Source organism: Hymenobacter setariae (assembly GCF_007713685.1).
Taxonomy (GTDB): Bacteria; Bacteroidota; Bacteroidia; order Cytophagales; family Hymenobacteraceae; genus Hymenobacter; species Hymenobacter setariae.
The window spans coordinates 646600-661359 of the sequence record NZ_VMRJ01000003.1; the positions used below are offsets into that span (position 1 = coordinate 646600).

Consider the following 14760-nt stretch of genomic DNA (forward strand, 5'->3'; position numbering starts at 1 on the left):
CATGTTGCTAGCGGGGCGCTTTCGTGTCAGCCTAGGGCTGTTAAGTAATCCGGGCCTTTGCTACTTCGAAGAGCATGATGCCGGCGGCCACACCCACGTTGAGGCTCTGAATCTGGCCGCTCATCGGGATGCGTAGGCGCTGGTCGCAGAGGCGTAGCAAGTCGGGCGAGATGCCATCTTCCTCCGAGCCCATGACCACGGCAATGGGGCCGCTGAGGCTGGCGGGCTCGGTATGACCTAGGTCGGCATCGGCCTTTTCGGTACAGGCGACTACCGTGAGGCCGCTATTTTTCAGGAATTCGATGGTGCGGTGCAGGTCGGGCTCGCGGCACACGGGCAGCAGATTGAGCGCGCCGGCCGAGGTTTTGACGGCGTCGCCATTAATTTGGGCGGCACCGCGGGCGGGCACTACCAGCGCTTGCACCCCTAGGCACTCGGCGGTGCGGGCAATGGCGCCGAAGTTGCGCACGTCGGTTACGCGGTCGAGCAGTAGCAAGAAGGGTACCTTGCCTTCTTCAAACAGACCAGCCAGCAGCGTATCGAGCGGGGCAAAGTCGATGGGCGACACGTAGGCCACCGCGCCTTGGTGGTTTTTGCGGGTCATGCCCTCCAGCTTCTCCAGCGGCACCATCGATACGGGCACGTTGGCCGCTCGTGCTAGGTCCGAGATGTCCTGGGTCATGCTGTTCTTGGTGCCGCGCAGCAAGAAAATCTTGTCTAGCGTGCGGCCCGCATTTAGCGCCTCTAAAATGGGGCGCAGGCCAAACAGCATGTCGATGCTGCGGTCGGCAGCGGGCCGGGTGTTGTGCTGTTTGTAAGGCGCGTCGCCAGCGGGCCTGCTGCGCTGCACTTGGCGCCCTTGCTCATCATAAAACGGGCGGTTGGGCCGGGAGCGATTGCTACCTGCCTCGTTGCCACCAGGGCGGCGGTCGGAGCGGGGCGCATCGCGGTTTTCGCGGCGCTCGGGGCGGCTGTCGCCGGCGCCTTCGCGGAAGCGGCGCGGCACATAATCGTCTTCGAATCCGCCGTTTACCGGGCGGTCAGTGTCTTTCTCCATCGTTCTACGGCGGCATACCAGAGCGTTTGATACTCGGGGCGGCGCACCAGTTCGTAGTTATCAGGCGCTAAGGTACTAGGGCGCGGGCGGAAGGTGAAGCTTGTAGGGCGGCCCGTGCGGTCGAGAGCATCATAAATCCAGCGCTCATCGCCGGTACCTAGGCGCCGTACGCTGCTAGGCGCACCTAAGACCACATACAGCAGGCCGCGGTCGGTAAGCCAGCCGGCCTTGTGTCCCGTAAACAACTCGTTAGCAATAGTGACCAAGCCATAGTAGCGTCGAATATAGTCGCGGCCCCGCGCCTGGTCGCCTCCCGCCGAAGCCAGCCAAAATTGGTCGACTGCGCGCTTGGGGTCGGCGGCCTGTTGTAGCTGCTGGCGCTCGGCCGCGGTGGTGAGGTACAGCAGCGGCTCGATGAGCTCGGGCGCCGTGCGCTGGCCCGGAAAGTCGGAGGGTACCACCAGCAGCGGCACCGTGCGCACGGGCTCGCCGCCCGTGCCGCCCACGCGCAGCGCATACAGCCCCTGCTGCGGCAAGCGCAGCAGGTCGCTGGCCGGCAGCGCCGCGGCCGATGAGTCGAGCACCCCTAGGGTGCGCGGCGCAGCGGGCTGGCGGCGCGGGTCGGCAAAGGGTGGGGGAGCAGCCGTGCTCGATGCAGCGTAGCGCCGCCACCGCACGGGCTGCCCTAGGCCAAAGCTCGCAATGGCCACGGCCTCACCACTGCGCACGTAGGGGCGTGTGAGCACTAGGCCCATCGAGTCGAGCAGTACGAAAGGCCGGGCTAAACGCTCGGTAGTGAGGCGAACCCACGCCGTAGTGGCAGGGTTTTGAGTGGAGCCGCTGGGCTGGTTAGTGAGTGCTGGCTGGTCTAGGGAAGCTTGCAGCACAGCTCCGGCTGGCGCTTGCGCTAGCGGCAGCGCCGCTGTGAGCACTAGCACCGCGCTGGCCGGGTCGGCGCCTGGGTACAAGCGTAGGCGCTGGGTGCCTTGCCACAGGGGCTGCCTAGCTTCATAGCTAGCCCATACGGTGAGGCGCACAGTAGGCAGCGCTTGCCCCGCAGGGCCTGCCGGTCGATTAAGTAGCAGCCGCAGGCTATCAGCTTCGCGGCGAGTTTCGACTAGTAGCCTGTTGGCTACGGGCTGGTATAAGCTAGCAAAATCGAGGCGCGATTCCGAAGGTTGGGCCGCTACCCACCGGCTGCTTAGCAGGCTGAGTAGCACAAAAACCGCCGCGCGGTTGTTAAACTTGAACCTTAATCGGCCGTAGGTACGGCCTAGTCTTTTCTTTCCATCCATGAGCTTCTGGATTTCACTGCTGCTGTTTTTCTTACTTGTACGCTACATCTTGCCCGTGGTACTACGGGCAGCGCTCGGCGGCTTTGTGCGGCAGCAGGTGCATAAGGCTCAGCAGGGTGGTTTCTACGCTCCTAATGGCGGATTTGAGACGCCACGCCAGCCTGCTACCGAGCCCGGCCAGGTGCGCGTAGACTACGTGCCGCCCCAAGCGGCTGGCAGCGAGCGCAAGCACGAATTTCGGGGTGGGGAATACGTAGACTATGAAGAAGTAAAATAGCCCTAGGGCTGCGGGTGCGGTGCGACCGCTGGCACTACTACTGTTGGCTGCGTGAGCAACTGGTTGAGCGCTTGGCGGCGCTCCGAATATGGGGCACCGTAATTGACTTCAAAATCGGCTACTGCTTTCGGGTCAAGTGCACCGTCTTTGAGCAGCCGTGCACTATAGATGATACGAGCCAGCTTAGTGGGAGATAAAATGCGAAAGTTTTCGCTAGGCTTCGGCGTTTCTACCACCTTGCGAGAATCAGTAAAAACAAATTGTAAGTAGCTTGCCCACCCAGCGGGGTCTTGCAGCGTCAACGGCCGCACAAGAAAGAGGCGCTGTTTTTGGGGCGAGCTGACGTAGTATTCGCCCGCTTCGCCTTGCTCAAGGTGCGCGTAGGGTTGCCCATCCACGGTGATGAGGTCTTTCTTAATGGCAATGTTTTGGGCGTTGGCGCTTAGCGCCGCTGCGGCAAGCAAAAGCGTGGCGAGTATGGTTCTCATAAGGTGGGAAGCGTTATGGAGACAGGAATGCCGTACCAAGCCAAACTCTGTGCCACAAGTGGGGGCGCGCCTTTGTTTCCTAGGCTACCTAGGGTGGGTTACTTAGCCCAAAGTTTAAGCCCAGAAACTAAGTAGACTTGGCAGAAGCTGCCGCTAAGTCTATTTAGTTTCTGGGCTTGAGCTTAACGGGGCGTGCATGGGCGGCAGCTTTATTCGGCAGCCTCCCAGGTTAGCTACGCTATTGTTCCGCGCTTCGAGCGCTACTAGTAGTTTACTGCACGATGTTGACGACAACCTTAACTTGCTTGTCGCTCGGCAGCTTTGGCACCACTATGGTATAGTCAACATCAACTGGGCTCAGCGTGGGGCTATCGGTCACATTTACTGTGTGCACGTAGTTGCCCTGGCAATCCAGTTCTACCTGCTGCGAGCGCAGAAAAGCGCCACCAGAGCGAGGAACGCGGCCCGCCAATAAAGTTGACGTGGTGAAATCTACTGTGGGCGCGGTGGTACTGTTACATTGAACAACCGCTGCTAGCTCGCCAGGCGAATTAATAATGTAGCTCTTAGACTGGCCTCGCTGGGCCGTGAGCGAGCAGCCGATAGGTAGCGTATAGGCCTGCGTAGCTACGGCGCTAGGGGCTTCGCCGCAGGGCTGAACTTCACTGTCTTGCTTGTCGCAACTGAAACTCATGGTTAGAAGCGCGATGCTGGCAGATGCAAGTAGGGGTAGAATTTTCACTGTATAGGCAGCTAAGTGAGAAAAGAACAAGCTGCAGGGGCAGCCTACTAGGTGAGCTAATAGGCTGCCAAATGGTTGCATAGCTATACTACTTACTTCGCCCTTATTATTTTTAGGCTGGCCCACAAGAAGCTCTCGCTTGCTACTTAGGCAGGTACACTGTTTTGCCTTCTTTCACCGACTGCTTGGCCGCGTCCAGTATCTCGACCACTAGCATATTGGTGGCCAAAGACGACAGTACGTCTTCGGGGGCGGTGCCCCGCACCACGGCCGCTAGGTATGAAAAAGGCTCGTCGTAGGGTGCGGGCGGCGCGGGCACGGTTTGGTCTTGGGGGGCGTCTTTTTCGGTGCGGCGCACGCGGATGTGGTCGCGGTCGAGGGCGATAACTGAGCCCGTTTGGCCGTACACTTCTAGGTCCTTGCGGGCATAAGGCCAGTTCCAGGATGCCTCAATGACGCCTTGCGCCTTCGCGTAATTGACCAAGATGGTCACGTCGTCTTCTACCTTGGGGTACACATCGGGCTTGATATGCAGGGCGTTGGCAGTCACCGACAGCGGGCGCTCGCCGTGCATGAGCCACGTCATGAGGTCGGCGCCGTAGCAGCCAAAGTCGATTATCGCGCCGCCACCATTCTGCACTGGGTCGGTGAGCCAATCCAGAAATTCTTTATTGACGTTTATTTCCTTGGGGCCTTGGTGGCCATCATGCGCCACCATGCGCCGGATGCCACCTAGGGCCTTGTCCTGCACCAGTTGGTAGGCTTGGCGGTTAGAGCCGTACCATGTGGTTTCGTAGTTGGTAAGCAGGTGGATGTGGTGCTTTTGGGCCAGCGCTGCCATCTGGCGGGCGTGGTCCATGCTCACGGCCAGCGGCTTTTCTACCATCACGTGGACGCCCTTGGGCGCGCACGCCTGCACCACCCCTAGGTGCTCGTAAATAGAGCCAAATGCCGTGACTGCCTGCGGCTTGGTTTTAGTAAGCATCTCGGGCAGTGAGCTATACACCAGGTCCATGCTCAGGCCGTATTGCTTAGTGAGGCGCTGGGCCAGTTCGCGGTTGGCCTCCGCAATGCCTACAATCACGATGTCGCCGCGCTTAGCGCGGCCTAGGATGCCGTGCACGTGAGCATGCGTGAGGCCCGCCACGCCCACCCGCAGGGGCGGCGGCGTTTGGGCGGCGGCCGAGTGGCCCCAAATAGTCAGTAATAGCGCAAGCGCGGCAACTAGTAACCTAGGCATAAGGGTGGGCTAAAAAGAGTGAGTTGGCAAGATACCGGGGCCAAACTGGCTGAGTTGCCAGGGCAGTCCAAGGTCTAATAATTTTCGTGCTAGTTGCCTGGCTACTACTTTTAAAGCCGCGACTTGCTAGTGCGCTGCTTACTTTTCCCACCCATGAACATCCTCAGTAAAACGCTGGTGCTGGCTGCTTGTGCGGCGACCACGCTGCTCGCCACGTCCTCCCGCCCCCGGCCGCAGGCCGCGAAAGCCGATGCTTGGCAGAACCTATTCGACGGTAAAACGCTCAAGGGCTGGAAGCGCTTGGCCGGCACGGCCGACTATAAAGTGGAAAACGGCGCTATCGTGGGCACCACCGTGGCCAACTCGGGCAATACGTTCTTGGTCACCGAAAAGGAGTACGGCGACTACGTGCTGGAGCTGGACATCAAAATCGACAGTCCACAGAGCAACTCGGGCGTGCAGACGCGCAGCCACTTCGACTCGCCCGAGCAGCCGGGCAAAGTATTCGGCCGGCAGGTTGAGATAGACCCCTCGCCGCGGAGCTGGTCGGGCGGCATCTACGACGAGGCCCGCCGCCAGTGGCTGTATCCGCTCGACCTGCACCCGCAGGCTAAAACGGCTTTCAAAGTAGGCGAGTACAACCACATCAAAGTGGAGTGCCTAGGTAACGAAATGAAGACCTGGGTCAATAATGTGCCGGTGGCTTACGTGGTCGACCCTATCGACCCCAAGGGCTTCATCGGCTTGCAGGTGCACGCTGTGAACGAGGCCGCGCAGGCCGGCCATAAGGTCTACTTCAAAAACATTCGCATTAAGACCACCGACTTGAAACCCAGCGCTTTCCCAGCCGACATCTATGTGGTCAACTTCGTGCCCAACTACCTGAGCGATTACGAGAAGCAGCACGGGTGGAAACTACTTTTCGACGGCAAAACCAGCCAGGGCTGGCGCAGTGCCAAGGGAACGGCCTTCCCCGCCCAAGGCTGGCAGATAACCGATGGCACCATGACGGTGCTGTCTTCTGAGGGCAAAGAGGCCGCCAACGGCGGCGACATCGTGACCAATGCTGAGTACCGTGCCTTCGACTTGTCGTTTGAGTTTAAGCTGACGCCAGGCGCCAACAGCGGCCTGAAATACTTCGTGACGCTGGCCGAAAAAACGGATATGTCGGCTATCGGCCTCGAATACCAGGTGCTCGACGATGCCTTGCACCCCGACGCCAAGCTCGGGCGCGATGGCAACCGCACGCTGGCCTCGCTTTATGACCTGATAAAAGCCGACAAGCCCCCGCGCTTCGTGCACCCCATCGGCGAGTGGAACGTGGGCCGCGTGGTCGTGTACCCCAATAACCACGTCGAGCACTACCTCAACGGCACCAAAGTGCTCGAATACGAGCGCGGCTCGCCTGCTTTCCGCGAACTGGTGGCCCAGAGCAAATACCACATCTGGCCCAACTTCGGTGAGGCACCGACCGGCCACCTGCTGCTGCAAGACCACGGCAACAAGGTGTCGTTCCGCAGCATCAAGCTCAAGGAGTTGAAGTAAATAATGTTTAACCCCACCCAATACTTCTAAGCCATGTCGCAGCCGCGTCGTCTTTTTCTTCAGCAAGTAGCCCTGGCGGGCGCGGGCGCATTGCTACCCCGCGTTACGTGGTCGGCTAGCAGCTATAAGCGCATCATCGGGGCCAATGACCGGGTGCGCGTGGGCGTGGTCGGGTTCTCGGACCGCCACCGCAACACGCACATGCCGTGCTTTTTAAATCATTACAAGGAGCTAAATTTTGACATCGTTGGAGTATCCGACATTTGGAGCAAGCGCCGGGAGGAAGGCGCCGCCATGTGGAAGGAAAAGCTAGGCCACTCGGTGGCGGCTTACCGCAACAACGATGAGATGTACGCCAGCAAAAACGTGGATGCCGTGTTCATCGGCACCGCCGATTTTCAGCACGCGCTGCACGCCATCGAGGCGGTGCAGGCGGGCTGCGATGCCTACGTCGAGAAACCTTTTGCTGAGACGATGGCTGATAACCGGGCGGCTCTAAAGGCCGTGAAGGCGTCGAAGCAAATCATTCAGATTGGTTCGCAGCGCCGCAGCGGCGCCAATTATATGGCGGCTGAGCAGTTTATCAAATCTGGCAAGTTTGGCCCCATCACGATGGTGGAGCTAACCTGGAACGTGAACCAGCCCGGCCGCTGGCGCCGCCCCGACCTGGTGGCGCAACTGCGCGAATCTGACATAGACTGGAAGCGATACCTCATGAACCGCCCCACCGAGGCCTACGACCCGCGCAAGTATCTAGAATATCGTTTGTTCTGGCCTTATTCTTCAGGCCTGCCGGGCCAGTGGATGAGTCACCAAATTGATACCGTACACTGGTTTACGGGCTTGCCGCACCCGCGCAGCGTGGTGGCCAATGGCGGCATCTACATGTGGAAGGATGGCCGGCGCAACTGGGATACCCTCACGGCAGTGTTCGATTATGGCCCCGCCAACGACCTAGGTTCCGGTTTTCAGGTCACGTTTGGCTCGCGCATGCACAACGGTGACGAGCACCCTGCCGAAATCTACTACTCCAACGGCGGCGAGTTGAACCTGATTACCAACCGCGTATCACCCACCGGCGGCCTCACCAAGCAGTCGGCCGACGCTATGCACATGCCTGCCAACCTGCTGCCCGAGTTCAGCCTGGCCCAAACGGCCGCCGTGGCCGCCTCGGCCAACACGGGCGGTGACGTGCTCACCTCCAACCACGTGCGCAACTGGATGGAGTGCGTGCGCAGCCGCCAGCAGCCCCACGCCCCCGTAGAGGCTGGTTATAGCCACTCGATTGCCAACATCATGACCACGGCCGCCGCCCACACGGGCCTCAAGGCCACGTTTGATGAGAAAACGCAAGAAGTGATGGTTGGCGGTAAGGTGTTTAAATATTGACCTAGGTCGTAGTATTGCTCGCCTATTGTATGACCCCACCCCCGGCCCCTCCCCTCCGGGAGAGGGGAGCCTGACGTTCGCCAATGTGTGCTTGCGATAGGCTCCCCTCTCCCGGAGGGGAGGGGCCGGGGGTGGGGTTTCGCGTTAGTGCAACATAATAGCCTAAATACCAAGTCCTAGGCGGATGCCTGAACCCACGTGCTGGCCGCGTTGCAGCGAGGTGAAAAAGTCGATGCGCCCGAGCTTGAAGATGTGCTCGATGCCCGCGCCCAGCTCGAAGTAAGGACCCGACTGCGACGTTTGTAGGTAGTTGAGCGACAAAACCTCCTGCCACTTCAAAGACTTCAGCAGCGGGATTTTATTGAAGATAAAGCCGTTGAAATGGTGGTTGAAGTGGCCCTCGAAGTAGCTGCTGCGGGTGCTGTACTGGTAGTAGTCGAGCAGTTGGAACTGGCTGAAGTTGCCGGTTAGGATGGTGCGATTGCCCGAGAAATGGCGGTAGTCGGCAAACATTAGGTTGGCCTGGCTGCCCACAAAACCACCTAGGACGGCCTCGTAGGCCGAGGTGCCCAGCAAGCCGAGCTGTAGGGTCTGGCTTATGCGGCCTTGCAGCAGGGTGTAGCGCACATTGGCCCCCAGCACGCCGCCTACGCCCTGGCGCAGCTGGGCATTGAAAAGCGGATATTTCGACCCTAGGTTATACTTCATATCGGGCCGGGTGATGTAGGTGGTACCCGGCCGGTAGCTCACGCTCAAGGTCAGGGTGGCGGCCTTGCTACGGCCGAAGCCAGTGCCATCGGGTGCCTCCTCGGCTAGGGGCTGGTTGCTGGTGAAGGCGCGGCCCTCCACGTCATGCCAGAGGTAGGTGCTGGTGTTGAATAGCTCGCGGCGGTCGAAGTAGCTGGCCGCGCCGCGCACCGTGAGGCCGTTTACGGGTTCCCAGAGGTAGCTGAGCTCGGCGCCATCGCGGCGGTAGAGTTTGGCGTAGTTGCGGTTGGCCAGCAGTGAGTACACCGAGTTAATGAAGGGCGTGAGCTGCGAGTTGCGGTCGAAGTTCTCGACGGTACGGCCTGCAATCAAGCCCACTTGGCGCAGCTTCACCGGGTCGAGCTGCCAGTTGATGGTCAGGCTGGGTTGCAGCTGGTAGTTGCTGAAGCCGTAGCGCAGGGTCGGTGTCAGGGTCACGAAGCGGCGGTCGTCGGTGCGGCGGGTGTAGGTGGCTTCGGCATTCAGTACGTAGCCCTCTACTGTGTTGTATTGCAGCTCATTGAAGATGGGCTGCACCGCTAGGCTGCGTTTCTTAAACGTATTGCGATAGGTGTAGCCGCTGAGCAGCAGCTTGGCCGGCGTAAACTCGTTGCGCTTGCGGTCGAGCGAATCCTGGTAGGGCCGCGAGTTGCGGATAACCTCTGAGCTGTCCTTTTTATGGTAGTCGAGCTTCTCCTCCGCCGTCAGCGGCACCGGCCGTATTTGGCTCCAGTACGAGCTGTCGCGCTCGTTCACGCCTTTCTCGACCAGCATCACCTCGCCCGATTTCATTTGGGCAAACGGGTCGTTGCGAATGGAGTCGCGGCGGGCCTGCTTTACTTGGCGCCGCACTTGCTTATTCAGGCCCGAGAGGTCGGGCTTCTGGCGCTTGATTTGGCGCGTCAGCTCCTTGGTCGTGACTGGCGCCACCACCGGTGGCGCGGCTGGTTGGGCCGGGGCGGAGGCCGCAACCGGCGCTTTTTTGACCTCGGGCGGGGCAGGGTAGGTGGCTACTACGTGGTTGTAGTTCGAAAAAACCGCCGTAGCATAGCCCGAGCCTTTAAAACCAAAAGCTGAAAACGTGACGCTTAGCTTCTGCGATTGCAAGGACCACACGTGCGGCACGCCCGGTGCGGGCGCAAATAGCTGCTCTATGCGCAGGTCATCGACATAGTCAAGCTGGGCGTCTTTGCTCAAACGCAAATCGACGGAGTGAATGCGCCACGAGCCATCCACGATGTAGATGAACCCGTTGAACACGGGGTCGGTGCGGCGGCGCGGAATGAGTTTAATCTTGTGCACCAGCTCGCCGCCCTGCTGCGAGGTGCCCACCAACTCGTATTGGTAAAATAGAAATGAATTGCCAGCAATGGGCGACACGAAGCCGCGCTGCGAAAAACTGGGCTTCAAGATGTTATCATAAAAATTGAGCCCGCCCTGTGCCCGGTTGAAGCTGATACCGCGCGAGTCGCCGCTCACCCGGCTCGAAATCATGCGCTCCTTGATGGTATTGGGCTGCGTGAAGCGGATATCCGACAGACTTTCTGATAGATACAGAATGCCCGGCTTGATATCTGGGCCCATCTTGAAGAGACCAAATACCTTGCTAGGTGTCTCGCTAAGCCGAATTAAGCTCTTGATATACAGCCGCGCCTGAAACGTAGCCACCTCGCGCTGGTGGTAGCTGCGCCACTGCTGCGCCTGCTGAATGATGGCGTAGGCCGGGTCGCGGTCGGAGCCGCGCACGGCCACTTCGGCGAGGTTGTACGACTCTTGCGCCAGTGCCACGTTGAGCACCACAGTGGAGTCGCCAGCCGGCACACGCACCGTTTCGGTGCGGGGGCGGTAGCCTACGTATTGAAAGACAAGCTGGTAATTGCCCGCCTCGAGCCGCAGTTGGTACTGGCCCTGGTCATTGGAGCCAGTGCTAGTGGCCGAGCCGCGCACTGATACGTTAGCAAATGCCAGGCTCTCGCCGCCCGCTCCGCTCACTTTGCCTTTAATGACGCCCGCCTGAGCAAAAACTGGCCCTAGGAGCAAGACGGCCAGCAGCCAGTGAGCCTGAAAACGAAGAAAAATCCGCATAGAAAACGTAATCGGGCACGCAAGAGCCAGCAAGATAGGCGCAGCTTATAGATAGCCAATTGGACTAGCAGAGTTGCACTAGGTCATACAGACAGACAAGACGCTTTAGGAAGCCGTTTCCTTTTTTTGTTCTTGGCGCGAAGTGTACCAGGCATTGAGCCCCACGCCAACCAGGAGCAGCGCGATGCCGGGGTACACACTAAACTTGACCTTATCACCAAACACGAAGTAGCCGAGCGCTGTGGCGTAAATCAGCCCTAGGTAGTCAAGGGCCGCCACAAAATTGGCTTGCTGCTTTTGAAAGGCGTGCGTGACGCACCACAGCGCCACGTGCGTGAATACGCCGGCCAGCAGCAGCCACGCCCATTCGATGCCGTGCGGCAGCTTTAGGTCAAACAGCATCCAGACGGCCGAAATGGCCAGTGGCACCACGTTGAAATAGAAAACTGGCACCAGCGGGGCTATTTTATCGCCGGCCCGGCGCAGAAATACGCTGCTCACGCCTGATGAAACCGCCGACCCGACGCCCAGCAGCACGCCCGCCGACAGCAGCCCTGCCGTGCCCTTCGCCACCACCACGCCGCCCACGGCCATGGCGTAAAAGAGCCACTGCCAGGGCTTGAGCGGCTCGCCAATGAGCCAGATGGCGGCCACGGCCGTGACCACCGGTGCCAGGTAGCTGAGCGTGGCGGCGGCACCTAGGGGCAACGCTTTGAGGGCCAGAAACCCTAGGATAATGGACCCTGCCCCAAATACGCCCCGCCCTAGCAGGTTGAAGCGGGCCTTGGGTGGGCCCAATATCGGAGTGTCGGTGCGGTGCAATTGCCACACGGTGAGAACGAGTGAGATGAGACAGCGGGCGAAGATTATTTCAGCGGTCGGTAGGTCTGTCAGCTTCTTCACGGCCACGTTGACCAATGCTAGCAACGCCGTGGAGGCCAGCATATAAAAAATTCCGGGCGAAACGCGCATAGGACACAAAGACGGGAGTAGTCCCCGCGCAGTGGCACATTTGGCCCCCGCCAGCCGTTATAAAGTTGAATAACCTGCGGCTCGCTTCTTACAACGGCCCCGGCCCCGCTTCGTTTCCGTACTTCGCAGCGGCTCTTTGCCTTTTCTATGTTTAAAAACCCTGACAAAGCCCCCAAAAGCTATACGCCTGCCGAGGCCCTGCCCAAGATAGCCGCCTTCTGCGCCTACCAGGAGCGCACTCAAAAAGAGGTGGCTGATAAGCTCAAAAGCTATGGTCTCGACGAAGACGAAGCCGGTGAAATCATCATTCGCCTAGGTCGCGAAAAACTGCTCGACGAGGAGCGCTACGCCCAGGCATACGCCCGCGGTAAGCACCGCACCAACGGCTGGGGGCGCCGCCGTATCAAGATGGAAATGAAGGCTAAAGGCTTGAGCGAGTATTGCATCAAGAGCGGCCTGAAGGAGCTTGACGGCGACGAATACTACGATAAGCTGAAGCAGCTGCTGGGCCAGCGCGCCGCTCGCGAAAAGGAAAGCCACCCTCAAAAGCGCAAGATGAAACTCATGGCATACCTCACGCAAAAAGGCTACGAATCGGACCTAATTCAGGAAGCCCTAGGTGAGCTGGCAGACGAAAGCTAGCCTAAATAGTCTCAGGAGTAATAAGCAAGTTGGTCGCTGAGGCAACCTAGGTCTGTCAAATTCGTTAGTACTAAATATACTAGCAGCAACTTTCTGAGACTATGAAAATTTCCGTTGAAAAGGGCGAGGAAAAAGGCTTCCTCCCCGATGGCCGTCATACCGTCACCATCACTAGCATCGAGGAAGGCACCAGCGAACATCAAAACGTACCGTTTTTCGCGGCCCGCATGGAAAGCGAAGATGGCTTTGTGACGCAACGCTTTTACAATTCGCCGGCTAGCCACCCTATCATTCTGTCGCTGTACTCGGCCGTAGGCATCAAGCCGCATGACGGCAAAGACCTAGACACGAAAGAGCTGGTTGGTAAGCATCTCTCGGTAGAGGTAAGCGACCACACCTACACCGACCCCGCTAGCGGCAACGAGCGCAGTGTGCGTCAAGCCACGGGCTTCCGGGCTGCGTAAGGTTTTGCTATGATAAAAGTTGGCTGTCATACTGAGCCTGCGAAGCATCTTATCACAGTTGGAATAATCTAGCGTGATAAGATGCTTCGCAGGCTCAGCATGACAGCCGACTTTCTTTTTGAGTTAGGCTACATTTTGCGGGCTGGGGTGGGTACTACCAGCCGCTGCCCAATGATGACGCGCCGCCCAGTGAGCGTGCGCAGCATGGGCACCAGTATTTGCTCGGCATTGCGCTGGGTTTCGGCCAGAATGCCTGATTGCAGGGCCGAGCGCCGCACCTGCGCTTCTGCGTAGCGGTAGGCTTCATCGACCAGCGCGGCATCCTGAAAAAAGCCGTTCTCGGTGCTGAAAACGCGGCTTTGGTTGTGGTTGACTTGAAACGTGCACAGTTCGGGCGCGGGCAGCAGTACGCGCACCACCGAGTCACCTTCGAAAGCCACGTCCTGGGGCTTGATTTTGCGCAGGTCGAGGCAGCCCACGGCTTCGCCGCCCACGACGAGGGCCGCTTTGGCATCGGGTAGAAAGGGGTACTTCGACGACTTCTTGTACTCCACCACATCCTTAAAGCGGTAGCGCACTAGCTCTAGCTTTCCTAGGGCCTCTACTTGGGTGAGCACTGTGTTGTGCGTCACGGTTACTTGCGGCTCACGGGTAGCCAGCGGGTTGAGGTCCGTGAGCGTCGAGCCGATTTTGCGCCACAAAAACACCCCTAGGGCGACAAGCAAAACCAGTGGAAACAGACGACGAAGCAAACGGGCGAGTGGCATAGACCCTTAGATACGGCCCTCAGCGCCCGCCGTTGGGGTAAGCCCAGCCATTGCATGCACAAGTGGGCGCTATCGGCCAAATCCAACCCACGCTTGCAAGCCGCCGGTGTGCACGGCCACCACCGTGCTACCCGGCGCAAAATGTCCGCGCTCTATTAAGTCCAGTACGCTAACTAGCAGTTTGCCAGTGTAAATGGGGTCGAGCAGTACGCCAAACTCCGTTTCAAACTGCTGGATGAAAGTGCGCAGTTCAGGTGGCAGCTTAGCGTAGCCGCCAAAGTGGTAGTCGAGGTGCAACTCGTAATTAGGTAGCGTCTGACCGATGGCGGCTTGCGTTAGCGAGTTCACCTCCGTTTGTAGAAAAGAAGCGCCTTTTAATGCGGCTATTCCTAGGGCCCGGGCGGGGTAATCGGCTTCGGCCAGACCTAGGGCCAGGCCCGCCAGCGTGCCACCCGTGCCGGCGGCCACGGCCACCGCGTCAAAGTCGGTGTGCTGGCGCAATTCGCCAATGAGCTCGGCCACGCCGCGCAGGGCTAGGGGGTTGGTACCGCCTTCGGGTAGCAGGTAGCCGGGGCCGAACTGCTGCTGGATTTCAGTCAAGAACTCTGGCTCGGCGCGCCGCCGGTAGATAGTGCGGTCTAGGTAGTGCAGCTGCATGCCATCGGCCACGCAGCGAGCTAGGGTAGGGTTGAGCGGCGTGTGTTCTTCGCCGCGCACTAGGCCCACGGTTCCGAAGCCGTGCAGCCGGCCCGCCGTGGCCACGGCCGCCAGGTGGTTAGAGTACGCCCCGCCGAAGGTGAGCAAGCGCGTGTGGCCCTGCTCGCGAGCTGCTACCAAGTTGTATTTGAGCTTGCGGGCTTTGTTGCCGGGTAAATCGGGATTCAGGAGGTCGTCGCGCCAAAGCAGCAGGCGCACGCCGCGGCTAGTGGCAATGGGGTGCGGGATGAGTTGCAGAAGCTGGTCCGGCATTATTGCTTAAACTAAAACTGTCATCCTGAGCTTGCGAAGGACCTTACTCCACCTAGACAATTCTAAGGTGAAAAGGTCCTT

The 14760-nt window shown here is 59.4% G+C and carries 14 protein-coding genes; 5 read left to right on the forward strand and 9 right to left on the reverse strand.

The window, feature by feature from the left end; all coding sequences use genetic code 11:
* Positions 1–40: 40 nt before the first annotated feature.
* Together rlmB and FNT36_RS13800 are read right to left on the reverse strand one after the other, a co-directional pair.
* Positions 41–1057: a 23S rRNA (guanosine(2251)-2'-O)-methyltransferase RlmB gene (gene rlmB / locus FNT36_RS13795; protein ID WP_144848604.1), complete on the reverse strand. Its 1017-nt coding sequence runs from the start codon at positions 1055–1057 to the stop codon at positions 41–43.
* Positions 1030–2277: a GWxTD domain-containing protein gene (locus FNT36_RS13800; RefSeq protein ID WP_144848607.1), complete on the reverse strand. Its 1248-nt coding sequence runs from the start codon at positions 2275–2277 to the stop codon at positions 1030–1032. Before FNT36_RS13800 ends, rlmB begins: the two co-directional genes overlap by 28 nt.
* Before the next feature lie 73 nt (positions 2278–2350).
* Between FNT36_RS13800 and FNT36_RS13805 the strand changes: the two genes are divergently transcribed.
* Complete coding sequence (locus FNT36_RS13805) at positions 2351–2629, forward strand: DUF4834 family protein (RefSeq protein ID WP_144848610.1); 279 nt, start codon at positions 2351–2353, stop codon at positions 2627–2629.
* A gap of 2 nt (positions 2630–2631) precedes the next feature.
* On the opposite strand, the gene FNT36_RS13810 is transcribed toward FNT36_RS13805, so the two are convergent.
* The 3 genes from FNT36_RS13810 to FNT36_RS13820 form a co-directional block, all read right to left on the reverse strand.
* The gene (locus FNT36_RS13810; protein ID WP_144848613.1) at positions 2632–3117 is read right to left on the reverse strand and encodes a hypothetical protein; all 486 of its coding nucleotides are present in this window, start codon (positions 3115–3117) and stop codon (positions 2632–2634) included.
* 271 nt (positions 3118–3388) lie between these two features.
* Complete coding sequence (locus FNT36_RS13815; RefSeq protein ID WP_144848616.1) at positions 3389–3811, reverse strand: hypothetical protein; 423 nt, start codon at positions 3809–3811, stop codon at positions 3389–3391.
* A gap of 190 nt (positions 3812–4001) precedes the next feature.
* A complete protein-coding gene (locus tag FNT36_RS13820) occupies positions 4002–5099 on the reverse strand; it encodes a Gfo/Idh/MocA family protein (RefSeq protein WP_144848619.1) in 1098 nt (365 codons plus the stop codon).
* 153 nt (positions 5100–5252) lie between these two features.
* Here FNT36_RS13820 and FNT36_RS13825 point away from each other — a divergent pair, with 153 nt between their 5' ends.
* Together FNT36_RS13825 and FNT36_RS13830 are read left to right on the forward strand one after the other, a co-directional pair.
* Positions 5253–6644: a 3-keto-disaccharide hydrolase gene (locus FNT36_RS13825; protein WP_144848622.1), complete on the forward strand. Its 1392-nt coding sequence runs from the start codon at positions 5253–5255 to the stop codon at positions 6642–6644.
* A 33-nt stretch (positions 6645–6677) separates the two neighbouring features.
* On the forward strand, positions 6678–8033 hold the full coding sequence (locus tag FNT36_RS13830; RefSeq protein ID WP_144848625.1) for a Gfo/Idh/MocA family protein: 1356 nt from the start codon (positions 6678–6680) through the stop codon (positions 8031–8033).
* A 162-nt stretch (positions 8034–8195) separates the two neighbouring features.
* Here the strand turns inward: FNT36_RS13830 and FNT36_RS13835 are convergent, their stop codons facing one another.
* Together FNT36_RS13835 and FNT36_RS13840 are read right to left on the reverse strand one after the other, a co-directional pair.
* On the reverse strand, positions 8196–10865 hold the full coding sequence (locus FNT36_RS13835) for a DUF5686 and carboxypeptidase regulatory-like domain-containing protein (RefSeq protein WP_144848628.1): 2670 nt from the start codon (positions 10863–10865) through the stop codon (positions 8196–8198).
* A 105-nt stretch (positions 10866–10970) separates the two neighbouring features.
* Positions 10971–11837: a DMT family transporter gene (locus tag FNT36_RS13840; RefSeq protein ID WP_144848631.1), complete on the reverse strand. Its 867-nt coding sequence runs from the start codon at positions 11835–11837 to the stop codon at positions 10971–10973.
* Between the two features lie 147 nt (positions 11838–11984).
* Between FNT36_RS13840 and FNT36_RS13845 the strand changes: the two genes are divergently transcribed.
* Together FNT36_RS13845 and FNT36_RS13850 are read left to right on the forward strand one after the other, a co-directional pair.
* Entirely contained in the window at positions 11985–12479 is a 495-nt protein-coding gene (locus tag FNT36_RS13845) for a regulatory protein RecX (RefSeq protein WP_144848634.1), read from the forward strand.
* A gap of 101 nt (positions 12480–12580) precedes the next feature.
* Positions 12581–12943 (forward strand): hypothetical protein, encoded by a 363-nt coding sequence (locus FNT36_RS13850; protein WP_144848637.1) that lies wholly within the window; start codon positions 12581–12583, stop codon positions 12941–12943.
* 128 nt (positions 12944–13071) lie between these two features.
* Here the strand turns inward: FNT36_RS13850 and FNT36_RS13855 are convergent, their stop codons facing one another.
* Positions 13072–13710, reverse strand: coding sequence for a DUF4230 domain-containing protein (locus tag FNT36_RS13855; protein ID WP_144848640.1), 639 nt, complete (start codon positions 13708–13710; stop codon positions 13072–13074).
* A gap of 69 nt (positions 13711–13779) precedes the next feature.
* Positions 13780–14679, reverse strand: a complete 900-nt coding sequence (locus FNT36_RS13860; protein WP_144848643.1) for a 1-aminocyclopropane-1-carboxylate deaminase/D-cysteine desulfhydrase — start codon at positions 14677–14679, stop codon at positions 13780–13782.
* Positions 14680–14760 lie beyond the last annotated feature (81 nt).